The sequence below is a fragment of the Microbulbifer regidiadema (SeqCode) genome (assembly GCF_052467605.1).
The window spans coordinates 944,723-966,354 of the sequence record NZ_CP174316.1; the positions used below are offsets into that span (position 1 = coordinate 944,723).

The following is a 21,632-nucleotide window of genomic DNA, read 5'->3' on the forward strand; positions in this document are numbered from 1 at the left end:
GTTATGAACAATAATGATCTAATACCACTATTGCCGGAAATGGCTGTATTCGTCACGGTGGCAGATGAAGAGAGCTTCTCTCAAGCCGGAATAAAGCTAGGAATGGCTGCATCATCGGTTAGTCGATCCATAAATCGACTAGAAAGGAGGCTGCAAACAAAGCTGCTTGAACGAACCACCAGGAAGGTAAAACTAAGTACCGTTGGGGCAGATGTGTACGTGCAGTGCAAGGAAATGCTTGATTCTGCACGGACAGCCGTACATGCTGCTCAAAGCATGTTAAATACTGCAACAGGTGTGATTCGGATTGCCGCACCTAAAGCATTTTCAAAGCAAGTGCTCTCCCCAATTATCCTGGAGTTTTTAGACTCCTATCCAGGAATATCCGTAAAGCTCCGAGTTGCAGACCATTTTATCGACCCAATCGGAGAAGAAATTGATGTGATATTTAGGTTGACCGATCAACCACTGGAGGGACTAATATCAAAAACGCTAACGCGCGCTAATTTGATCATATGTGCAAGCCAGAAATATCTGGAAGACCACGGCCATCCAACTCATCCAAAAGAATTAATCTCCCATCAATGCATATCACTCGGAGAGCAAGTTGATGACACTAAATGGCGATTCACAAAATCCAACCAGAAAATCTTAGTAAATACTCAAAGCCGTTTTGCAGTAAATCATACAGAAATTCGAAAAGCTGCGGTTTTACGAGACATGGGCATCAGCACTTTCCCAGATTTTACCGTTCAATCTGAAATAGAGTCAGGCGAGTTAATCCAGATACTGCCAGATTGGCATATTTCTGGAAATTATCAGGGGAACGTGATTCTACAGTACGCTCAGACAAGCTTTATGCCAGTTCCAATTCGAAAGTTTATTGACTTTGTGCAATTACATTTTCAGCAGCGCGAGAATTCCAGTACCATGGCTTAACTTCTATTTCGACCCCAAAAAGGCGAGCAGAACCATCAAGATAGTGTATAACTTGATACAGTCGGCGCAATACTCTGAATACAACCCAGATAATTTGATAGAGCCACGAGACTTTTAGTTGGCTAAAATTTGAAATCTCTCCTACATCAAATAGAACCTTGTGAAAGTTTATCTCACCAAACGTGATGAAGTTTTAGAAAGATTTTCCACCATTTAGCAGCAGATTAACTAAAATAAATTCCCCCAAAAGCTCCGCACCCTAAAAACCTTTACATTAATAACTTGTGGCATTTCTGCCTAAACTGGCTCGGACTCATACCAACATGAAATTTAAACACTCGCCGGAAAACCGCATCATCCGTATAGCCTAATATTTGGGCAACGCCGGAAATTTTTTGCCCCGACTGTAATAACAGGCTCTTTGCATACTCCATTCGTACACTATCGATAAATTGTTTAGGAGCATAACCCGTCAACTGCTTTAGGCGCCGGTGTAATGTTCGCTCTGAAACCGACAGCTCTGCCGCCAATTGTTGACTATTTAACTGCTGGCCAAAATACTGCCGAACCACATTTTCAGCATCGACTAAAAACTGTTCTTTGGATACCTGATAGCCTTTTGGTACATGTAAAGTTTGCGAGCGCGGGTGGGAGTCCACAACGGCAAGATCAGCAACTTTGGTTGCAACTTCATCACCGGCTAGCATCTTGATCACTTGCAGAGTCACATCTACCCAAGATAAAGGGCCTCCCGCTGTTACAATTTTATGATCCACCAGTAATCCACTGGCCCATAGCGGGCAGGCATTGCTAAAGCGAGATTTCAGCTCATTGTGCAACCACCATGTCGTCGTGCATTGCCGTCCATTTAACAAACCCGCCTCACCTAGTGCCAAGACACCACTACAAGAACCTGCGATGATCGCTCCCTGCCTATACTGTGTTCACAACCATTCGTGTGTCGATTTATCCAGCAACTGTTCAGGGGGTACACCAAATTGATTGGGCATAAACCCGGGGATTATCACTGCTTCACAACTGGGTAACTGAGATAGCCCATGGTTTACCACAAAGCGCCTGCCCTGCCCATCTGTGATGTCAGAGCCATCAGCGCTGGCAACTACGATTTCAGGGGACCAGGGTTGCTTATAGGCGGGGGCCAGGGAGTGTTGGCTTTCAGATAAGCGAAGGCTGCCCAGGGCAAACATATCCTGAACGCCAGCCAAAGCCGATGGCAAAACCCCAGACATAGACAAGATAACGATCTGAGCCATAAATCCTCAAAGTGGCGAATTTTGTCTGATCATTGTCTTTTTGGACACTGATGGTCAAGCCTATGCTTCCCCCAGGATACCCTTCATCAAACAACGTGAGAGAAAACAATGACTGAAGCTAAGCTGGCCATCGTGGCTCTGATTGATGCCAAAGCAGACAAAGCCGATGAGGTAAAAGCACTACTTACCTCAGCCCTTCCATTAGCTGTAGAGGAGCAAGGAACCCTCAGCTGGTATGCCGTACAAATCAACGCTACGCGCTTCGCGATTTTTGACACGTTTGGCGATGAAGACGGCCTGACTGCGCATTTAAACGGCAAGATCGCGGCAGCACTGCTTGGCAAAGCCGATGAGCTGCTCGCCTCAGAACCCCAGATTATGACTGCGGATATCCTCGCATCCAAGGTCTAACGAGGCCTTAAAAACCAGGAGCCGGCTTTGAATACCCCTATCGTCTTTATTCAGGGGACCAACGCCGGCCCCTAGGCAATGGAAAAACTTCACCGGCACCTAAAAGAGTGATTGCCGTTGCCACAGCCCTAGCCATCTTCACCGCAAACCTATTTGAACCGACTACCCCTTAGATAGTGTTATTGCGTAGAAACGGGCGGCCGTACAACTCCCGCCTCTTACCCTGGAGTTCGCACCACCATCAGCCGCTCCTCGGTCATATCTGCAATCGCCCAGCGCACCCCCTCCCGACCAAGGCCGGAGTCCTTAACACCGCCATAGGGCATATTATCCACCCGCCAGCTGGGAACATCGCCAATAACCACGCCGCCGACCTCCAAGGTATCCCAAGCTTGCTGGGCTCTGTAAAGATCGCGGGTAAATATGCCTGCCTGGAGACCAAAAGCGCTATCATTCACCTTTTCCAAAACATCATCAAAACTGTCGAAAGACTCTAAGATAGCAACAGGACCAAAGGCTTCCTGTTGCACAATGGCGCAATCGTGAGGCACATTTTCCAATAGCGTTGGATCGAGCATGGCGCCATCCCGCGAGCCTCCACACAGCAGGGTTCCTCCAGCCTGAATCCCCTCCTCCACCCAATTGTGCAAACGGGTGGCCTCTCCCTCGGAAATCATCGGGCCGATAAAAGTATCTTCCAGGCGGGGATCACCCTTCTTCAACTTTTTGGTCCGCGCCACTAAGCGGCACTTTAAATCCTCATATAGGCTACAGTGGCCATAGATTCTCTGCACACCGATACAGCTCTGACCAGACTGGTAGAAGGCGCCAAAAATCAGGCGCTCTACGGCATCATCGAGATCGGTATCTCGGTCAATAATACAGGCCGCATTCCCGCCCAATTCCAAAATGACTTTTTTACGCCCTGCCCTAGCTTTTAGATCCCAACCGACAGAGGGAGAACCGGTAAAACTGAGTAGCTTGAATCGATCGTCCAGTGTAAACAGATCTGCCCCCGCACGATGACATGGCAACACCGAAAATGCCCCTTTGGGTAACCGCGTTTCCGCCAGTACTTCGGCAATGATCAATGCTCCTATCGGTGTCCGGCTTGCGGGCTTAAGCACAAAGGGGCATCCAGCGGCGATAGCCGGTGCCACCTTGTGAGCGGCGAGGTTCAAAGGAAAGTTAAACGGCGATATAAATGAGCAGGCTCCAACCGGTACCCGCCGGATATAGCCGCGATAACCCCGGGAGCGCTTGGAGATTTCAAGGTTGATAATTTCACCATTGATACGCACGGCCTCTTCAGCGGCCACTTGGAATGTATCGATTAAGCGCAGCACTTCACCCCGTGAGTCGTGAATGGGTTTGCCCGCTTCAATACATAGCGCCTCAGCCAACTCTTCAAACCTTTCACGAAAGCGTAGTACGCAGTGCTGTAGCACTTCCTGGCGAATATAAGCAGGCAAATTTGCCATAGGTTTCTCAGCCAGTAGCGCCCAATCAATCGCGCTATCGATAACTGTTGCATCAGCCATTGCGACCCGGGCAGCCACCCTGCCCGAGTACTTGTCGGTGACTTCCAAATCAGCATTGGCATGTACAGCTTCATTAGCCAGGTAGTAAGGGTAAGTTTCTTGCAGCACAGAAATATCCTTTTATTTGATGGCTGGGACTAGCGAGAATGCCCTGACGCCAGATACTGCTTTGCATCTATCATCGGGTATAGATAACTCGCAGACATATATCAACTGTGCATTCACTGGCGTATTAGGAACGCCTGTGAGTAATACCGAAAGATCTCTACAAGCTTTAAAGGCTACAGGTGTCGCGACTGGCCTTAGCCCTATCGACAGAGGATGACTCCCCTGGCCGCAGTAGTCAGGGAAAACGACGAAGGGGGAGGTTTAGGGAGCTTTGTGAAGTCGGGGGCTAGAGCCCCGCGACTTCTTATACCGAGCGAAACTGATTACTTCTCAGTCAACCACATGCCGACGGGCTCATAGTTAAACGTCTTATAAACGGTCTTTTCAGTATCCGGGTCATCACTTTTCTTATCGATGTTGTATACGGTCCAGTTCAATTCATCGACATTGAACTCAATCACAGCATACCCATAGATATTGCTAACAAAATCTTTGATATGCGGGTTGTTGACCTGAACCCCACCGTTTAGCAATGACGTAAAGACACTGCCAACATCAATACCTTTCTCAATCGTATCGTTCATATTGGGAGAAGATATAGATGGTGTCATCAGCTCAACACCAACCAGGTTATCGTAGTTCCAGTTGCTAATTTTGCTGAAATCCACCTTCAGGTACGAGGCGATACTGGAGTGCAGGTCCCCTGTCAGCACCACAAAGTTATCGACATTGCTGTCTTTAACCGATGATAGGATTTTTTCCCGCTCCCACTGATAGCCATCCCAGGCATCGTAGTTGGCGTACACAAGTGAGCGCCCCAAAATAGTCCCAGCCAGTTGCGCCAGCAGAGTTTGGTTGCCCCACACTTTCCAGCGGGCATTAGAGTTTACAATCCCATCGATCAACCAATCGCGCTGGGTCGTGCCCAACATCGTCTGGCTACTTTTTTCGTAATCGGTGCACCAGTAATTTTCCCAGCTAGTTCCGTCTGTACACGGCTCCTGGGTTCTATAGGTACGGCTGTCAGTCATATAGAGATCGACCAAGTCCCCGAACTGGAATGACCGGTATATCTGCAAGTAGTCAAAAGCGTGGCTTGCAGATTCATCAACTTTTACCCGCGCAGGCACGTATTCAATCCAGGCTTGCTGAGCATCGCGACGCAACTGGCGCAACTGGTCAGGGTCATTATCGCCAGTCTGATAGGGGTGTGACGGCACACCCAGGGTATCCCGGTCATAATCCCAATAGGCATTGTCAGCAGTTTCATGATCATCCCAGGTGATGATAAATGAGTGCATCTCCATTGCCCGTTGCAGGTTCTTATCCTTGCGATACTCCTTATAGATATGGCGATAATCTTCAAGATCCATCGCAACCGAGCCACCAGAAGGCAAGGATAATGGATGTACTACAGAGCTTTCAAAACCTTCATACTCGGCATATTCATAAATGAAATCCCCCAAGTGCAGTACACAATGTACATCTTCATCCGCTATATGGTTGTAGGCGTTGTAGTAACCTGTGGTGTAATCCTGACAGGTAACCACCGCCATCTTGATATTCTCCAAGCTACCGCTGGGAAGTGTATGGCAGCGGCCAGTACGACTGCTCAAACTACCGTATTTGAATCGATAGTAGTAACGCTGATCAGAAGATAGATAACCCTCTAGATCAATATTAACGGTGTAATCCCGGTCTGCCGTGATATCACTGGCATTGACCTCCGCACTGAGGATTGTCTGAGTGAATTCCTCATCCAACGCAACATCCACATACAGGGTCTGCCCGGCTACATAGGAATCGGGGTTGATATGCGTCCACAGAACCACGCCTGTTTGGCTGGGATCACCCGAGGCCACAGACAAATCAAAAACAGTACCATCATTATCGATTTGGTCGGCAGATATGCTACTCCCCAAGACAAACCGAGCATAGGTTTCACTATCCGTATTAGCGAGTGAGCGGACGGTAAAGGGGGTTAGAAGTGCAACACCCATAGCCTGGACAAACGTGCGGCGGGAGATGGTCATAAATCAACTTCCTATTATTGTACGTATGAAGAATCGGAAAGGAAGCGGATTCTATAGAAAAACGTACCAATAAAGAAGTTTGACTTTTATATTTGCAGCGATTTAGATGCTAAATAGCTTGAAAGGCATTAACAGATAAAATTAACCTAAAAATAAATTTATCACTTCGAGCCAGAGCTTGACTAATGGAAAGTTAGCTGAAATCTATAATCATTTCTGCATCCAGGCAAGTAAAACATGCTGAAAAAACCGTTTTCCGGGAGACCCTTTAATTATCAGTATCACTTCACAATGCGTTCAATCAAAATTTCATTTCTTACCTTCCCTTAAAGCGACACATCCAGAATAACCCTCGACTTGAAAACGGACAACTGATAACTGATCCTACCCAGCAGAAGCAGGCCTTCTATTTTTCGTGCAGGCACAATGGTACTAATTGATCAAGAGGGTGTCGAAACACCCTCAATGAATAGTAAGCTGCAAGATATGCCCTGAAATTATATGCAGACCTATCAACTACTACTCACCAAGCCTGGGTTACGTGACCCTCATACGAAAATAGTGTAAAATTCCATCCGCACGATTACTTAAGGAAGAGTAAAATTGAAGTATTCTCTTCACCCCAAACTAGTTGTTTCACTTTTAGCTATCACACTATTCATTTTAATCCTTAGATTATATTTAGCCCTAGAGCTTTGGAGCGAAGGAAACAGCTCTGGTTTAGAATCATATCCTTTCATGGTTATATTCCCCTCGACACTAATCCTTGCTTTAGCATTAATGAGCAAAGCCAAAACCAAAGAAGGTTTGCTCATGCGTCTTGGCTGTATGATTCAACTGCTACTTATTATCTCTATCCCTCCCCTATCTCTACACTTACTTCTCGGATTTCCAGTTGTTTTCCTGGTTGTAGAGCTATTCAAAACTAAAGTACCCAGCAATATTTCCGCCTCCATCGAAAAAGCGCTCATAAAATGATCGATATAGAAGTTCACGGTGATTTACTCATTTTACTTAGGGCGAACCTATTTTTGCTACCGCTACTATGTACATTCTACTTTTTCTGGAGGCGTAAAAGTGAAAACCGCATACTCGTAGGCAGTTTATTTTCATTTCTATACAGCCTTGCCTTACTGCTACCCGCGCACACGCTAGCGATTAGATTGGGGATGTGGAGTTACGGAAGCGAAACTCTAAAACTACTGGGAATGCCTGCCGACCTATGGTTTGCCGGATCTTTTCTATTTGGACCAGCAACCTTTTTAGCATTCCCCAAAGTAAACCCCTGGTTTTTTACCGCTATTTTTATATCGCTGCAAGTACTGCTACTCAAATCCCTCGATCCTTTAGTTATTGCCGGCGACTATTGGATACTAGGCGTAATATTGGTTTTCCTCTTCGTACACACCCCGGCAATGTACCTGGCAAGGTGGACCAGTTCCGATATCAACCTAGCACAAAGAGCTATATTGTTGGCTTTTGCATACGGTTCCTTAGCCTTTTTTATAGTACCGACACTAATTATGCATGCAATGGGTGGAAGCTGGGGGCTGGATTACTGGCCAACAGCAAAAATAATAGCTATGGCTTCCTTGCTTCTTCCATGTATCATTTTGGGATTAAGTGCCGTGCATATGTTTGTTGTTTATGGTGAGGGAACACCAATTCCACTGGATAGAACAAAGCACCTTGTCACTAGCGGCCTGTACTCATATATTACAAACCCGATGCAACTCTGCACGGCGGCATCCTGGGTAGTTATTGGAATTTTTCTACAGAATGTTTTTATAGCATTAGCGGCAGGCATGGCTGTAGTTTTTGTAATGGGTTTAGTACGATGGCACCACAGGAATGACCTACTAGTTCGCTTCCCTGATGGGTGGCCAGAATACAAGAGCAATGTTCCAGAGTGGCTACCGAGGTGGAAACCCTGGTTTAAGGGTAAGTCAAAACTATACTGGGATACTGAATGCCCTTGGCACTCTACATATATAGGGTGGCTCAAAAAGAGAAAGCCTATAGGGATCAGCCTTATTGAACATAGACATGCAGGCGCCCTATACCAGGATTCAAGAAGTGGATTAAGTTTCAACTCAGCAGAAGCATTTATATATCCATTATTCCATATAAATTTTATATATGCGCTACTAGCCTCGGGCTTGTTACTTCTTTTACTGCCACTCAACGCCCTACATCAATCCCCAAGCAATACTGAGAGTTATGCAGAAAATGACCCCTCTTGATATACGAAACACGCACCCCAGCTCTCTTTTTCTTGGCATTGACACCCTTTACCATATCAAAAACAATGCTCTTACCTATTATCAGAACCTGCAACTCAGCTACGGTGATGCCGTAAGGATTCGGCTAGGCCCATATCGCTGCTGGTTTATATTTCATCCCAGCCACATAGAGAGTGTATTAGCCACAAAAGCAAACTCATTTATTCGTTTTGAAAAAATTATGAATATCCTAAAACAATGGAATGGCAATAGTCTATTGATTGCCGAAGGAAAATCATGGAAGAACCGAAGGCGAAAAGTACTACCCTCATTTGCCCAGCAAAGAATCCCTAACTATGCCGAAGTTGTTTGTAATCTTGCTCAGGAATTCACCCAAAGCCTAATCTCTAAAGTCGATACAGAAGGAAGCCATAAGTGCCTTATTGATAATGAAATGGCCAATTTTTCCTTGGCTATTGCTTGCAAGACACTTTTTGGTAAAAGTTTAGGCGCGACCTCCCAGCCCATCAGTGAAGCTGTAAACTGTTTATCCGAAATCGCCTACAGAGAGACAACCTCTCCCTTCACAATACCCAATTTCATTCCCACTCCGGCAAATCGCCGAAAGAAAAAAGTGATTGAAATTATGGCGAACTTTATTCAAAAAATTGTTTCAGACCGGATAGAGCAAAGGTCCAGTGAAGAACCAGACTTACTATCAACCCTGATAAGACATCACGACAACAACTCAACGGCTATTGAGGAAGATGTTATTTCTTTATTAATTGCAGGACATGAAACAAGCGGAGCGACACTCTCATGGCTTTTCATACTGCTAGCCAAGCATCCAGAAATACAGCATAAAGTTCACAATGAACTGGACCGTGCAGTGGGAAGCTCTCAAGTCAGCTATCAGGATCTGAAAAACCTGCCCTATTTAAATGCTGCAATTAAAGAGACTCTACGTCTCCACCCTGCGGCCTATGCCTTGTTTTGCAGACAGGCGACAGAAGATGTCGATATTGGTGAAGCTTTGATCAAAAAGGGGGACTTAGTACAAATCTTACCCTATGTAACCCAAAGAGATAGCCGCTGGTTTAAAGATGCCAACCAATTTTGTCCAGAGAGATTCCTTGGCGGCGAATCATGGCCAAAGTATGCCTATTTCCCTTTTGGGGCCGGGCCGCGCATATGTATTGGGCAATCATTTGGCATGATGGAAGTTGCACTGACAGCTGCAATGGTATTACAAAAACTATCCCTATCGACAACAGCGGGGTCATTTGAGGAAACTGCTCGATTTTCACTAAGGCCCCACCAAGATATTAGCCTTCTATTCTCTAATCGTATTTAAACAAAGCCCGCAGGGAAGCAGACTTCTCTGACAGGGGTTCTCCAAAGGTGGGGGCTGAGAGCCGCTTATATTTATTGCGAGCGCTCCCTTTCCTTCAATGATCCGTCCAGCGTTATAGAGTACACCGTATACTTCTCTGTAACCCGGTCAAAAATTTGCAACCAGGAGAAAAACTCAGATTTTCTTGATTTCTTAGCAATATCTATCGCTAACTCTATCGCCTCTTCCTGGGTTTCAGCACTACCTCTATAACTCTCTACACCGCCATTCATTAAGTGGACTCGATTAGCAAAAATCGCAAAACGATTCACTGCCTGGACTTTAATAGCTGACTCCATAGTATTTCTCCTAATTGGTTTTAGTCTGGCGCATTCCCCGATAAAGTTCTGTTTTCCCCTATTAGTTCACCTCTATAGTTGTTCTTGCTAGTGATGACTTCACGCTTTCGAAGTGAAGCCCCACTCCGCTGTATTTTCAGACATTATCATCGATATTCAGGCACAAGAACTCCAGGACCACAGAGTACGGAGCCTACGGCAATATGGAAAACAGGGTGAGGTGTATACGGCTCTTGCCCAGTTCATCCTGTCTAGCGGGACACTTTCAAAAAAGTAGAAGGGCGTTTCCGCATGGGAGTGCTGAGATGTCATACGATGACTTTAGTTAGACCGATCAATATGAATCGCGCTAGCACTCTCAATATCTTAGCTACCAAAAGTAGGGAAATTAGGGACACATCTCAGCAAAACTGTAGCTATATACGCCATGCGTATTGACACAACTAAAAGTCTGCAGCTAAATACTGTATAAAAATACACACAGCAACAGATTAATGACCCTACCTCGTAGCACCCAGATTTCCCTAGATGCCACACCCTACTACCATTGTGTGTCCCGCTGTGTACGCAGAGCTTTTCTCTGTGGTAGAGATAGAGAGTCTGGCATTGACTATGAATATCGCCGCGAGTGGATTGAATCACGGATGCATAAGCTGAGTGAAATCTTTGCCCTTGATATCGCTGCTTATGCTGTAATGAGCAATCACTACCATGTCGTACTCTATATCGACAGAGAGACCGCTCTCAGCTGGCCTAACACTGAAGTCATTCTCCGCTGGCAAAAGCTCTTCAAAGTTTCCACTCTCGCGCTACGCTACTTGCGAGGTGATACACTCGATTACAGTGAGACGAACAAGCTCAATGAAGTCGTCACATTATGGCGGGAGCGCCTTATGGATATCAGCTGGTTTATGCGCTGCCTGAATGAGGCTGTCGCTCGCCAGGCCAATGCCGAAGACCATTGCACCGGCCGCTTCTGGGAGGGGCGCTTCAAATCCCAAGCTTTACTAGATGAAAGAGCCCTCGCCGCCTGCATGGTCTACATCGACCTCAACCCCATCCGTGCCAATATTGCCAAGACTCCTGAAGATTCTGATTACACATCAATTCAACAGCGTATTCGTGCGGCAATCTCCGGTGAACAACCCAAAAGCTTGCTGCCCCTGGTAGGTGGTGAGCGTCTAAACATGCCTAAAGGCCTACCTTTTCAGCTAGATCACTATTTGGAACTGGTAGACTGGAGCGGTCGACATTTGGACCCCAGAAAACGGGGCCTGATTACCAAAGAAACGCCACCCATTCTGAAACGATTAGGTATCGCTCCCAAACACTGGCTTTACCTCAACCGAAACTTTGAAAGTCGTTTTAAGGGCTTGGTAGGTTCAGTAGAGACTGTTCGACTGGCCTGTATCCGGCTCAACAAGCGCTGGGTACACGGTATAGGCGACTGTCAACACTTCCTCTCTTCAGCTTCCTGCTAATTCCTATCCAATCTCTCGATACCGCTACTCCCACTTTCTATCTACAAGCACCACTTTCGAGCTTCAACCTCAACTCCTCAAGGTTTCATCGCCCCCACTCCCTCAAGCAGAAAGAACAAGCCGTCAGAGATGGGCGCTAGCTCTATCACCAGCAGCCCTCTCTAATCTGTGGGTGTCCTAGATTGTTCCTAGATTGTTCTGTGGGTGTCCTAGATTGTTCCTAGATTGTTCTGTGGGTGTCCTAGATTGTTCTCTCTCTCTAATCTGTGGGCGTCCTAGATTGTTGTGCTAGATCACCCAAGATTTTCTATCTATGGGTGTCCAGAACCTCTCCTCAGAACCTCCCCTACTGGGCTGAAATTATACCCACAGGCACCGAGATACATAGCACTATAATTAAAGACCACCACATAAGAGCATACCCACGTGACATACACTCCTCCGCCAATTGGTTTAGCTTCTTATTTTTTTTAGCCCCATCTTTTAACCTTCTCTGACTCTCACCCCTGAATATATATACCTCAAAAAGCCAAACACAAAACCAAACACCAATAAGAACGTAAGGCTCCTCAATGCCGAGCGAACCCAAATCTATACCAGCAATAAACAATAAACAATGCAAAAAAAGATAAATGATTGAAGTATAGATAATCCCAACAATAATGAGAACCTGATAGATTACCCCACCCAGATACTCAGCCACCCTAAACAGAGGACCATGAGTAATCCACAGCAGTCTCAATAAAAATAACTTCATTTCCACATTCAACCTTAAAAACTTCCAATCTCTCAACAAAAATAAAACTTCAATACATCCCAACTTTTCGGGGCACACAAAGCCATTCAAGCACTATTAACTACCTATCACTTATACCCCATAAAATTATATCTCACTCTAGCCTCATCTCTCAGACGTAGATCTGCTTCGGAAAATTCATTTTCAGGACGCTTATTCCAGGCCTCCTGAATAAGCCGCTGACTAGCATCATCTAACCCATCACTTGAGAAAGAGTCATATGCTCGATATGTAAAATAGGCCGCTCCTCCTATCCAGCCTATAGGGCCCAATGCAACCATTGCCGCTCCAACCGCAGCATCAGCACTTACCCAAAGGGCAGTATTTGCAGCTCTTGCTGCATATTTTGCATTTCCAGTTTGGTAATATGCATAGCTATCATAAAAAAATGACACACCAGCAACACCAAGTGATATCGGTTTAATTACTCTTTCACCAACCGCCCCCAGGGTACTCGCAACTTTTCTTGCCCCCGTCACAGTTTCAGAAATTCCAGTAAAATCAAGTGTCACTCTAGGAACGTTCTTTAAAGTAGCGTCATAACTTGAGCTTATTGTTGGCATCTCAAATAAAGTAGGGATACTTGGCATTCGATATACATTCCCCTTCAAGCTTAGAGTCGTTCTATCAGGGATACTTCCGATGATTTTAGCAACGAATTCTGTAGATTTCATAGAACTATCTAGCGCTGTCTGAACTGAAGCTGCGCTATAAATTGCATCAGCCACCCCTTCAGAATGCGCAGGGGGAGCAGTGATATAACCATCCCGCCACGGACCATATAAACTAGTTCCATCTAAGCGCTTCCCTTCACGTGCGAGCGCGACTGAGCGATAAAATATCGCATTATCATGCTCAGACTGCATCTCCGAAATCATATTCAGAGCCATCTGCCCATATTTACCTGGCTTGTATTCTCCTGCGATCAATCCATTAGCCAAGTTCTGCTGTTGAGCAGCTTTTGCAGCGGCAACCTTGCTTTTGCTAATCTGTGGGTGTCCTAGATAGCTAATCAATCAGATAGCCCTCTGCTAATCTGTGGGTGTCCTAGATTGCGAATCTATGGATGTCCTAGTTTGTGCCCTCTTACCGGGTAGAGGGCTTTCACCTCCAATCTTTTGCCGATTTATCTCGGCGCACTGGATGTCCTAGATTGCACTGGGTGTCCTAGGTGATTGCTAGATTCTGTTGCTTGGATAATATCAAGCTTGATCAAACATGCTTCAAAACCTTGCAAGTCTTTAAGGGGCCCATCTCTCTTTCGTTCAACGTACCAAGCTCTATAAATAGTTGTATCCTTCAACAAGAGAGAGGATTTCCCTCTAGAACTGAGCCTATTATTTATACAAGGGGGGGGCGATCTGTATACGGAAAAGAATACCCCACCAAGACTAGCAACAACCATCTGAGGTCCGTCAGGAGACTTTCTAGAAAATGGAATTGTACTGTAATGCGGAATACCCTCTGTGTATCGAACTTCACCTGCTCTCAGTTTGAGTAGGTCCCTGTAATGATTTACCGAAAAATAATCAACGATCAGGATTACAAAAAACAGCGCAGTTAAAGCCCCAAGAACACCGATTAAAAATTTTACTGGCCAAAGCTTCCAAAGCTTATCCGATTTAGACTGAACAAAAAAAAAGTACAGAAAACACGATAGAGTAATAGCTACAACTGCAGCCATTACTATCAGCCAAACATTACGACTAACCAAGTAACTTTCGTAACCACCTACTTCCACACCCATTCTCCACCATCAATTCCCATCATATTTTTAACCGCATCTTTTATCGTCTAATTTTTGATAATATTTTTAGGCGTTTGTACAGCCAATGCGTAGACTGCCTTACCAATCAATGTATTATCAGTATTTTCTGACCATGGTACATACTGCTTAGTTATATCAATATCTGAAACTAGATCGCCGAATCTATTTTTTAACTCATCATTACTTTTTGAATCATCTTCAAAAGTGAATCCTCCGGATACTCCAACCGTTATTGCATCAGCACGCCTCATAGCTTTCAGAGGGCCGCCCTCATAATCCCTCCCCTGCAGAATACTATTCTCATACCCCACCACCGCATCTAATCCTTTTCCTTTAAGCAGCTTCCCAATTTTTTCCCCTAAGATTTTTTTGACCAACTCATCTTTAACACCCAATTCGGCACTAGTGATCAATGCCTCTCCACCTTCTGCTGCATAACCTTCGAATTCCAAATCAGCTAGGGCGATATTAGTCTCTGCACCAGCGGCAAAACCAATAGTATTTAATGCCACACCAAATTCAAAGCCCGAAGAAACAAAGAATTTTCCATTTGAGTCCAACCCAAACATTCCTTCAGCATTCGAAGCAATTTTCAAAAATTGAAAATCAGCTGATCCACCCATAGAAATAGAGCCTGGCTGATTGTATTCATCAAGCCAATTCTCAAGTCCAGTTACACTTTGCTCTAACTTTCCATGTACATATCCAAAAATATTTGGCTCATCTATTAATACCTCTTGCCCTCCAAAAGTATCAACTGAGCCTATGTAACTCTCTAAATTAGATATCTCATCAGAAAAATCAGTCCCACCAGGTGCAATCAAACCAGCATCGGTCCATGTATTTGTAGGAGTCGCCAGTTGATATTGCTCTGCAAAACTCAGCTCAGCGTAGTCTTGCTGAGCGGCTATCTGAGCACTACGTTGAGCAGTTTTCGCATCCAGAGCAGCATTAAATTGCGCCGAGTGCATCATAACACTCGTTTCACGCTGTATCACACGGCCGGTGGACCAGTAATCACTTCTATTAAGTTTTTCTGCAGAACTGATGGACGCTACGGTGAGATCGACCGTCTCTAAAGTACCTTCCCGGCCCGTCGACATACTACTCACGACTCCATTCAGCCCGTTGTGCTGCTGTGCATTTCTTTGCTCAAGTAGAGCCTGCTCCCGAGCGGAGATCACGTTATTGGACTCAACCGCTTCTGCCGCTTGCGGCCCACGTCCCCAGCTTTCCTGAAGCTGTCCGTAGTCAGGGCAATCGCACTACGAATCAGGTAATTCAATACCAATTAATTGGGCTAGATAGTCGGTGCTCCATGCCGCTTTCATACGCTTATTTTTTAGCCCCATTTTTGTGGACTTATCCTGCTTCAGTAAATTGAGGGCAAACTGCCTAAGTCTGGATAGATTCTCCGCACCGTTACCACTGCGCACACGGCAATCATCCGCCCTAAAAGCAATATCCAGTACCCAATGCAGACTATTTTCAATTGACCAGTGTTTTCGGACAGAGTCACTACAGGCCAGGGCACTCAAAGTATCACTCGATATGTAGTAGCGTCGCTCTATCACAGACTCGCCGTGGTGTCGGCACTCGGTCTCGACCAACGCGATCGTCTTTAATGACGACCACTTTTCAGCGTTTGCCAATTGGGTCAAGGATTGTGTTGTCCAGCATCGGCGAACCTCATAGCGGTCCCGATTTGAACCTTCACACTGATGAAAATCAATCTCCGGGCATTGATAGGATTTGGGCTTGCGGTTACTTAGCGTGGCTTCGATACCTGCTTTTAAAACTGATTGATTGTCCTTAACGGCGAGCAGGTAATCAGCATTTTTTGCGATAATTTTATCGGCGATGGCTGTCTGGCAACCCATTGCATCAATGGTAATCAGGCAATTATCCAGTACCAATGTATCCAGTAATTCCGGGATGGCAGTGATCTCATTCGATTTCTCATCAACGCTACGCTGACCAAGTATTAGGCCATTCTCACTCGCCCAAGCGCTGACCATGTGAATTGCTGACTGACCGTTTTTACGGTCATGAGAGCGGCGTAATGTCTTTCCGTCAACCGCAATGATTTCTTTATTATGATACGTTCGCTGAGTGTTTACCCAATGGATAAAAGTATCCAAAAAAGCATCCGGATCAATCTGCGCAAACAAGCGTGCAAAGGTATCGTGAGAGGGGATGCCGTTGGGCAACGACAGGAAGCGCTTGAGCCAACTGATTCTTTCCTTCCCAAAAGCTTCGATAGCGTCCCAATCATCAGCTCCACTTAGCATGCCACATAAGGCGATAATCAGGATATCGATAAACTCATGCCGAATATTACGATTCTGGCGACGATGGTCTTTCAACTGTGACAGTGACTGGGCAAGATTGGTGTAACTTTCGGTCATTTTTTACTAATACTTCAATTTAGTGGTCATTATCGCCTATTTTACCCCGTTTGTAGTGCGTTTGCCCTGCCCTGTTCATCCTATCTCGCGGGACACTATAAATTCGAGTTTTCCCGATCTGATCTTGGGAGTAAGCGCGGAGAAGTACCCCATTACGATGCCTAATCCCTGTTTAGTCATCTCAAATGTAGGCTCCAAGTCATCACAAGTTAACGTCTCGCTGAACCCTGTTGCCCCCCCAATCCTCTAGCCACTTATGCACCCCAGTTTATCCCCTGGCAGTTGAATCTGGCTTATCCGGTCTTTTTTGAGATAGCCCGGCACGCAAACCAGCGAAACCTGAACTTTACAGATTTCCCGATAACACAAGTCATCGTTCAGCTGCTTATCATGTCGAATGGTAATTTGTAGCTGCCTCAATTTTATACAAGCACGAGTTGATTCAGGTTCAATACTGATTTCCCGTCTCAGGTACAGTGTTTTAAAGGTTTTAATACTGGGTGCGAATAACGTATTCGTCAGAAATGGAGCTCTGTAAATGATAAGTGTCTCGTCTCGACCCTGTGCCATCAAATCAGCTGTTGCCTCGCAGAGTTCCTGTAATGCCCTGGTAATTTTTTGGTGCTATTCCCTACCAATAGATGTCAACTCGATAGTCCTGTGCAGACAAATAAACAGCTTTGTTTGTAATTCAGTCTCCAATACCCTTATCTGGTGACCAACGGATGAAGGCGTTACAAAACGTTCTTGCACAGCTTTTTTAAAGCTCTGATGAGGGGTGTAGTGGTCTAATACTTCCGGACACTTCGCTAAGATGGTAAAACTACCAAGTGAGGTGACGTATGACAACAAAAGGTACACGCCGGCAATTCAAGCCGGAGTTCAAGAAAGACGCTGTAGCTCTTGTCTCTGAACAAGGCTATTCGATTTCTAAGGCCGCAGAGGCTGTAGGGACTACTGCTAATAACTTGCGACGCTGGGTAAAGGAGCTGAAGCAGGAAGAGAGCGGAGTAAGGTTGGATGCAGGCGAGCGCGCTGAATTGGATCGGTTGCGACGTGAAAACAAGCGCTTGCGGATGGAGAAGGAAATCCTAAAAAAGGCCAGCGCCTTCTTTGCGAAAGAAATGAAGTAAAGTACAGCTTCATCAAAGAGCAGAAAAGTAGCTTTCCAGTTAGGATGCTTTGCCGAGTAATGCAGGTAAAAAAGAGCAGCTATTACGATTGGTGCCATCGCAGTGATAGCTCAATAGATAGCCAAACATGGCAACTATGCCATCGCTTGAAGGCCTTATTTGCAGAATCTCGGCAGAGCTTGGGAAGCCGCCGACTAATGAAGCTATTACGCAGAGAGGGCTTTAAAATTGGGCGCTATCGAGTCCGAAAGCTAATGAAAAAGCTAGGTTTGGCAGTAAAACGCAAGAAGCGTTTTGCGTTGACGACAGATAGCAAACACCAACTGCCCATTGCAGAGAATCTTCTGAATAGGGATTTTTCGCCGAGTGCTAAAAATCAAGTTTGGGCTACGGATATTACATACATCTGGACGCTACAGGGATGGTTGTACTTGGCGGTAGTAATTGATCTCTATTCACGCCGGATAGTTGGTTGGCACCTAGATCGCCAGATGGAAACGGCTTTGGCGAGTCGTGCGCTGATGATGGCCGTCAATTTACGCACACCACCGCAAGGCCTTCTACACCACTCTGATCGAGGCAGTCAGTATGCCAGCCATACCTATCAGGCGTTGCTGAAGGAGCATGGAATGGTATGTTCAATGAGCCGTAAAGGAAATTGCTGGGACAACGCACCAACAGAACGGTTTTTTAGCAGCCTGAAGCGAGAGTGGCTAACGGGAAATCTCTATGAAACAAGGGTGGACGCGACAGCAGATGTGAGAGCCTATATTGCTTATTACAACTCATGCAGAATACACACAACATTGGGGGATGTAACCCCTATCGAATTTGAGAAATGTGCTTAAAGAGGTGTCCGGTTGGACTTGACCACAACAGGGCTGCCGCACCAAAAGGGATGAGCAAATTAGTAGAAGGGCGTTTCCGCATGGGAGTGCTGAGATGTCACACGATGACTTTAGTTAGACAGATCAATATGAATCGCGCTAGCACTCTCAATATCTTAGCTGCCAAAAGTAGGGAGTTTAGGGACACACCTCAGTAAAACGGATGCTACATCAAGGTAACATACCGCGATTGCACTTAGGGACTGAGTTAAAGGTCTATCAATCTGACAGGCGTAAAAATAGGACACCTGCCTCCGCCCCTGCAAGCGCTCTCATCTAATCTAATGTAAACACATCCCCTACCCGACCCTGTGAGCTACACCCATGAGAGATGTCGCCATTATTGCCTATTGTAGAACCGCCATCGCCAAAGCCCGACGGGGCGCCTTAAATGAAACCCACGGCATATCTATGGCTGCCCACGTGTTGAGAGAGGTGGTCTATAAAGCGGGTTTAACGCCACCAGAAGTGGAGGATATTGTATTGGGGTGCGGTTTACCCGAGGGGGCTACCGGGCACAATATCGCCCGCAATGCGGCGCTATTTGCCGGATTTGGCTCTCAAATACCGGGCTTTACCATTAATCGGTATTGCGGGTCTGGGCTTAATGCCGCTTCCATTGTGGCCAATCGTATCGCCGCCGGTGAAATGCAAATCGGGATCGCAGGGGGAGTGGAGAGTATCAGCCTGGTACAGTTCAATTTGAACCTGAACCACTTTGTGTATGAGCCGCTACAAAAGAAAATACCGGCAGTTTGGTGGACCATGATTCAAACGGCAGACTATGTCGCCGATCAATACAATATCAGCCGGGAGGATCAAGACCGCTATGTTGTTGAATCGCAAAAACGTGTGGCGGAAGCTCGCAAGGCCGGTAAGTTTGCCGAGGAGATCACACCGTTTGATACCGTGATGGCGGTGAAAGATAGAGAGCGCGGCGAAATCAATCGTCTGAAAGTCACCCTGGCAGAGGATGAAGGTCCCCGCCCCAGCACCACAATGGAAGCTCTATCTGCCCTAGAGCCAGTAAACACAGGAGGAACGGTGACCGCCGGCAATGCATCACAGCTGTCCGATGGCGCCGCCGCTGTAGTAATGATGGATGCAGAATTGGCCGCACAGAGAAACCTGCCTATTCTGGGGCTATTTCGCGGTATGCAACTTGCGGCTATAGCGCCGAAAGAGATGAGTATTGCGATAGCGCCAGCGGTCAATCGGCTGATGAAACACCACCAGCTGAGCCATGACATGATCGACCTTTGGGAGCTACATGAGGCGTTTGCCGTAACCACCCTCTACAACCAAGCAGAACTAAATACCCCCTGGGAGATTACCAATGTCAACGGTGGCGCCATAGCACTGGGACACCCCTACGGCATGTCGGGTATCCGCTATTTAGGCTCAACCCTACTGGAATTGGGCCGGCGCGACGCCCACAGGGCGATCATTGGGGTCTGTACTGCCGGTGGCATGGCGACAGCCGCCTACCTAGAGCGTTGACTGACAACAAGACGACAACTTTTAGCAAAGCCGAGGTAGTGACAATCCTTTTCAGCCTAAAGGCTTTAGCGGCACTAGCAGCTAGGGAACGCCTTTGGAGACCGTCAGTATCGTCACTTCTGGTGGCACCAGAAAGCGCACCGGTAAAATACTGGTTCCCACCCCAGGGCTAACATAGAGGTGCTTTCCCTCCTCCACTTTATGCCCGATGGCAAAACGCTCTCCGTAGTGAGAGGGAACAATTGGGCGCCCAATCAGTGGCAAGTAAACCTGTCCACCATGGGTGTGCCCCGCAATGGTTAGAGCAACACGGGCGGGAATCAGGGGGAATATGTCCGGGTTGTGGGTAAAAGCCAACACAGACTCCCCCTCCTGTACATCGCTCATTGCCTTAGCAATATCGTGGGGACCCTCCCAAAAATCACTGATACCTACAAGGCGGAGCTTGCAATTACCCTCTGCGATCAACCTGGAGCGATCCTCCAGTACGGGAATACCGCGCTGTGAAAATGCTGAGGCCACACGCGCGGCATCCAGCCACCAGTCGTGATTGCCTAATACCGCATACACCCCCATCGGCGCCCTGAGTGTTTTGAGGATTTGTGCCGCATCTTCCGGTGTCACAAAGGAGCCCCCAACAACTCCCTGAATAACAAAGTCTCCAGGTAGTAAAATAAGGTCGGGCTTACTTTTGTTAACGGCGATAACTAATTCACGCAAACTCTTGCGGCCTTTATAAGGCGCCCCTACATGCAGATCAGCAAGCACGGCTACCCTGAGCCCGTTACATGCCTCGGGCCAAGTCTCCACCAAAACTCTATCTTCTTTAATTCTTAAGCTTGCCGGCTCGATAAAAAATGCCCAAGCGGCCAGCAACAGGCCGATACAACATAAGACGATAAAAGTTATACGTAGTTTTGTTAACGCTACCACAGCCACCTCTGCTAGGAAGGCCCCGAATAATTACAGAATTACTCAGGGCGTTTCTAGTAATTTTCATCTGTTTGTGCGGCAATTATGACAGTAGAAAACCATAAGTGCTCGCGAAATATCGCAGGCTTTGTCGCAATGACTTTAGAGATTCCAACTACGTGTCTATCCGCTTGATCTACTTATCAAGTCTTCAATTGATATCTGTGTGGTTTTCGAGGAGCTCCTTTGATTACAGCAGGCAAGAATATCACGGGCAAATAGCATGGAACTGCTCTAGAGGTGTACCGGAATAAAATCGAAAATTGTTCTTAGGGCAGATAGGTTTGAGAGGGAGCCCCACCTATTCTTATAGGCGAGCATCCCGGCAATTTCATCAGTTTTGCAAGCCATACTCTCCTTGCCGCGCAGAGTGTGAACCCCGCTCCAAAGTGAGCCTCAATAAAGACACAGCTCTCACATTGAGGCTACTTGACTCTATAGTTACTATAGGTAGGGACTGTAATACT

General features: G+C 46.4%; 20 protein-coding genes and 1 pseudogene. 8 read left to right on the top strand and 13 right to left on the bottom strand.

Annotated features, from left to right (window positions below; genetic code table 11):
• Window positions 1-3 precede the first annotated feature (3 nt).
• Entirely contained in the window at window positions 4-939 is a 936-nt protein-coding gene (locus ACJJIF_RS04790) for a LysR family transcriptional regulator (protein ID WP_444931106.1), read from the top strand.
• Window positions 940-1,208: 269 nt separating this feature from the next.
• Here the strand turns inward: ACJJIF_RS04790 and ACJJIF_RS04795 are convergent, their stop codons facing one another.
• The 3 genes and pseudogenes from ACJJIF_RS04795 to ACJJIF_RS04805 all read right to left on the bottom strand — a co-directional run bounded on the left by ACJJIF_RS04795 (window position 1,209) and on the right by ACJJIF_RS04805 (window position 2,213).
• Window positions 1,209-1,646, bottom strand: a complete 438-nt coding sequence (locus ACJJIF_RS04795; RefSeq protein ID WP_444932316.1) for a helix-turn-helix domain-containing protein — start codon at window positions 1,644-1,646, stop codon at window positions 1,209-1,211.
• 12 nt (window positions 1,647-1,658) lie between these two features.
• Window positions 1,659-1,868 (bottom strand): annotated as a pseudogene (locus tag ACJJIF_RS04800) (type 1 glutamine amidotransferase family protein); the annotation flags it as partial.
• A 15-nt stretch (window positions 1,869-1,883) separates the two neighbouring features.
• Window positions 1,884-2,213: a type 1 glutamine amidotransferase family protein gene (locus tag ACJJIF_RS04805; protein ID WP_444931107.1), complete on the bottom strand. Its 330-nt coding sequence runs from the start codon at window positions 2,211-2,213 to the stop codon at window positions 1,884-1,886.
• A 108-nt stretch (window positions 2,214-2,321) separates the two neighbouring features.
• On the opposite strand from ACJJIF_RS04805, the gene ACJJIF_RS04810 reads away from it, so the two are divergent.
• Window positions 2,322-2,624 (top strand): putative quinol monooxygenase, encoded by a 303-nt coding sequence (locus tag ACJJIF_RS04810; protein ID WP_444931108.1) that lies wholly within the window; start codon window positions 2,322-2,324, stop codon window positions 2,622-2,624.
• Between the two features lie 218 nt (window positions 2,625-2,842).
• Here ACJJIF_RS04810 and ACJJIF_RS04815 read toward each other — a convergent pair whose 3' ends face one another.
• Both ACJJIF_RS04815 and ACJJIF_RS04820 read right to left on the bottom strand, forming a co-directional pair.
• Entirely contained in the window at window positions 2,843-4,273 is a 1,431-nt protein-coding gene (locus ACJJIF_RS04815) for an aldehyde dehydrogenase family protein (RefSeq protein ID WP_444931109.1), read from the bottom strand.
• A gap of 323 nt (window positions 4,274-4,596) precedes the next feature.
• Complete coding sequence (locus tag ACJJIF_RS04820; RefSeq protein ID WP_444931110.1) at window positions 4,597-6,306, bottom strand: alkaline phosphatase D family protein; 1,710 nt, start codon at window positions 6,304-6,306, stop codon at window positions 4,597-4,599.
• Between the two features lie 603 nt (window positions 6,307-6,909).
• Here ACJJIF_RS04820 and ACJJIF_RS04825 point away from each other — a divergent pair.
• The 3 genes from ACJJIF_RS04825 to ACJJIF_RS04835 are packed head-to-tail and all read left to right on the top strand — an operon-like array spanning window position 6,910 to window position 9,882.
• Window positions 6,910-7,284 (top strand): hypothetical protein, encoded by a 375-nt coding sequence (locus ACJJIF_RS04825; RefSeq protein ID WP_444931111.1) that lies wholly within the window; start codon window positions 6,910-6,912, stop codon window positions 7,282-7,284.
• The gene (locus ACJJIF_RS04830; RefSeq protein ID WP_444931112.1) at window positions 7,281-8,549 is read left to right on the top strand and encodes a methyltransferase family protein; all 1,269 of its coding nucleotides are present in this window, start codon (window positions 7,281-7,283) and stop codon (window positions 8,547-8,549) included. The genes ACJJIF_RS04825 and ACJJIF_RS04830 overlap by 4 nt, the downstream gene beginning before the upstream one ends.
• Window positions 8,536-9,882 carry a cytochrome P450 gene (locus ACJJIF_RS04835; RefSeq protein WP_444931113.1) on the top strand — a complete coding sequence of 449 codons (1,347 nt, stop codon included), beginning with the start codon at window positions 8,536-8,538 and terminating at the stop codon, window positions 9,880-9,882. Before ACJJIF_RS04830 ends, ACJJIF_RS04835 begins: the two co-directional genes overlap by 14 nt.
• Window positions 9,883-9,953: 71 nt before the next feature.
• Here the strand turns inward: ACJJIF_RS04835 and ACJJIF_RS04840 are convergent, their stop codons facing one another.
• On the bottom strand, window positions 9,954-10,220 hold the full coding sequence (locus ACJJIF_RS04840; protein WP_444931114.1) for a hypothetical protein: 267 nt from the start codon (window positions 10,218-10,220) through the stop codon (window positions 9,954-9,956).
• Window positions 10,221-10,714: 494 nt separating this feature from the next.
• Between ACJJIF_RS04840 and ACJJIF_RS04845 the strand changes: the two genes are divergently transcribed.
• Window positions 10,715-11,701 carry a transposase gene (locus tag ACJJIF_RS04845; protein WP_444931115.1) on the top strand — a complete coding sequence of 329 codons (987 nt, stop codon included), beginning with the start codon at window positions 10,715-10,717 and terminating at the stop codon, window positions 11,699-11,701.
• A 346-nt stretch (window positions 11,702-12,047) separates the two neighbouring features.
• Here the strand turns inward: ACJJIF_RS04845 and ACJJIF_RS04850 are convergent, their stop codons facing one another.
• The 6 genes from ACJJIF_RS04850 to ACJJIF_RS04875 form a co-directional block, all read right to left on the bottom strand.
• Window positions 12,048-12,464 carry a hypothetical protein gene (locus ACJJIF_RS04850; RefSeq protein ID WP_444931116.1) on the bottom strand — a complete coding sequence of 139 codons (417 nt, stop codon included), beginning with the start codon at window positions 12,462-12,464 and terminating at the stop codon, window positions 12,048-12,050.
• Between the two features lie 101 nt (window positions 12,465-12,565).
• On the bottom strand, window positions 12,566-13,513 hold the full coding sequence (locus ACJJIF_RS04855; protein WP_444931117.1) for a hypothetical protein: 948 nt from the start codon (window positions 13,511-13,513) through the stop codon (window positions 12,566-12,568).
• Between the two features lie 110 nt (window positions 13,514-13,623).
• A complete protein-coding gene (locus ACJJIF_RS04860) occupies window positions 13,624-14,238 on the bottom strand; it encodes a hypothetical protein (RefSeq protein WP_444931118.1) in 615 nt (204 codons plus the stop codon).
• Between the two features lie 53 nt (window positions 14,239-14,291).
• Window positions 14,292-15,368 (bottom strand): hypothetical protein, encoded by a 1,077-nt coding sequence (locus ACJJIF_RS04865; RefSeq protein WP_444931119.1) that lies wholly within the window; start codon window positions 15,366-15,368, stop codon window positions 14,292-14,294.
• A 162-nt stretch (window positions 15,369-15,530) separates the two neighbouring features.
• The gene (locus tag ACJJIF_RS04870; protein WP_444931120.1) at window positions 15,531-16,673 is read right to left on the bottom strand and encodes an ISAs1 family transposase; all 1,143 of its coding nucleotides are present in this window, start codon (window positions 16,671-16,673) and stop codon (window positions 15,531-15,533) included.
• 624 nt (window positions 16,674-17,297) lie between these two features.
• Window positions 17,298-17,534, bottom strand: a complete 237-nt coding sequence (locus tag ACJJIF_RS04875) for a LysR family transcriptional regulator (RefSeq protein WP_444931121.1) — start codon at window positions 17,532-17,534, stop codon at window positions 17,298-17,300.
• Between ACJJIF_RS04875 and ACJJIF_RS04880 the strand changes: the two genes are divergently transcribed.
• Window positions 17,516-18,654, top strand: a protein-coding gene (locus ACJJIF_RS04880) for an IS3 family transposase (protein WP_444931122.1) whose coding sequence is annotated in 2 segments (ribosomal slippage) — window positions 17,516-17,765 and window positions 17,765-18,654 — 1,140 coding nt in all. Because the reading frame shifts where the segments join, the coding sequence is not laid out codon by codon here. The genes ACJJIF_RS04875 and ACJJIF_RS04880 overlap by 19 nt on opposite strands.
• Window positions 18,655-19,017: 363 nt before the next feature.
• A complete protein-coding gene (locus tag ACJJIF_RS04885) occupies window positions 19,018-20,193 on the top strand; it encodes a thiolase family protein (RefSeq protein ID WP_444931123.1) in 1,176 nt (391 codons plus the stop codon).
• Between the two features lie 81 nt (window positions 20,194-20,274).
• On the opposite strand, the gene ACJJIF_RS04890 is transcribed toward ACJJIF_RS04885, so the two are convergent.
• Entirely contained in the window at window positions 20,275-20,961 is a 687-nt protein-coding gene (locus ACJJIF_RS04890; RefSeq protein WP_444931124.1) for a metallophosphoesterase, read from the bottom strand.
• Between the last annotated feature and the right edge of the window lie 671 nt (window positions 20,962-21,632).

What these genes read in the sequence shown, in the direction of transcription:
- ACJJIF_RS04790 (WP_444931106.1), top strand. Translation starts at nt 4, where the DNA reads ATGAACAATAATGATCTAATACCACTATTGCCGGAAATGGCTGTATTC.
- ACJJIF_RS04795 (WP_444932316.1), bottom strand. Translation starts at nt 1,646, where the DNA reads ATGCTAGCCGGTGATGAAGTTGCAACCAAAGTTGCTGATCTTGCCGTT.
- ACJJIF_RS04805 (WP_444931107.1), bottom strand. Translation starts at nt 2,213, where the DNA reads ATGGCTCAGATCGTTATCTTGTCTATGTCTGGGGTTTTGCCATCGGCT.
- ACJJIF_RS04810 (WP_444931108.1), top strand. Translation starts at nt 2,322, where the DNA reads ATGACTGAAGCTAAGCTGGCCATCGTGGCTCTGATTGATGCCAAAGCA.
- ACJJIF_RS04820 (WP_444931110.1), bottom strand. Translation starts at nt 6,306, where the DNA reads ATGACCATCTCCCGCCGCACGTTTGTCCAGGCTATGGGTGTTGCACTT.
- ACJJIF_RS04830 (WP_444931112.1), top strand. Translation starts at nt 7,281, where the DNA reads ATGATCGATATAGAAGTTCACGGTGATTTACTCATTTTACTTAGGGCG.
- ACJJIF_RS04835 (WP_444931113.1), top strand. Translation starts at nt 8,536, where the DNA reads ATGACCCCTCTTGATATACGAAACACGCACCCCAGCTCTCTTTTTCTT.
- ACJJIF_RS04840 (WP_444931114.1), bottom strand. Translation starts at nt 10,220, where the DNA reads ATGGAGTCAGCTATTAAAGTCCAGGCAGTGAATCGTTTTGCGATTTTT.
- ACJJIF_RS04845 (WP_444931115.1), top strand. Translation starts at nt 10,715, where the DNA reads ATGACCCTACCTCGTAGCACCCAGATTTCCCTAGATGCCACACCCTAC.
- ACJJIF_RS04865 (WP_444931119.1), bottom strand. Translation starts at nt 15,368, where the DNA reads ATGTCGACGGGCCGGGAAGGTACTTTAGAGACGGTCGATCTCACCGTA.
- ACJJIF_RS04870 (WP_444931120.1), bottom strand. Translation starts at nt 16,673, where the DNA reads ATGACCGAAAGTTACACCAATCTTGCCCAGTCACTGTCACAGTTGAAA.
- ACJJIF_RS04885 (WP_444931123.1), top strand. Translation starts at nt 19,018, where the DNA reads ATGAGAGATGTCGCCATTATTGCCTATTGTAGAACCGCCATCGCCAAA.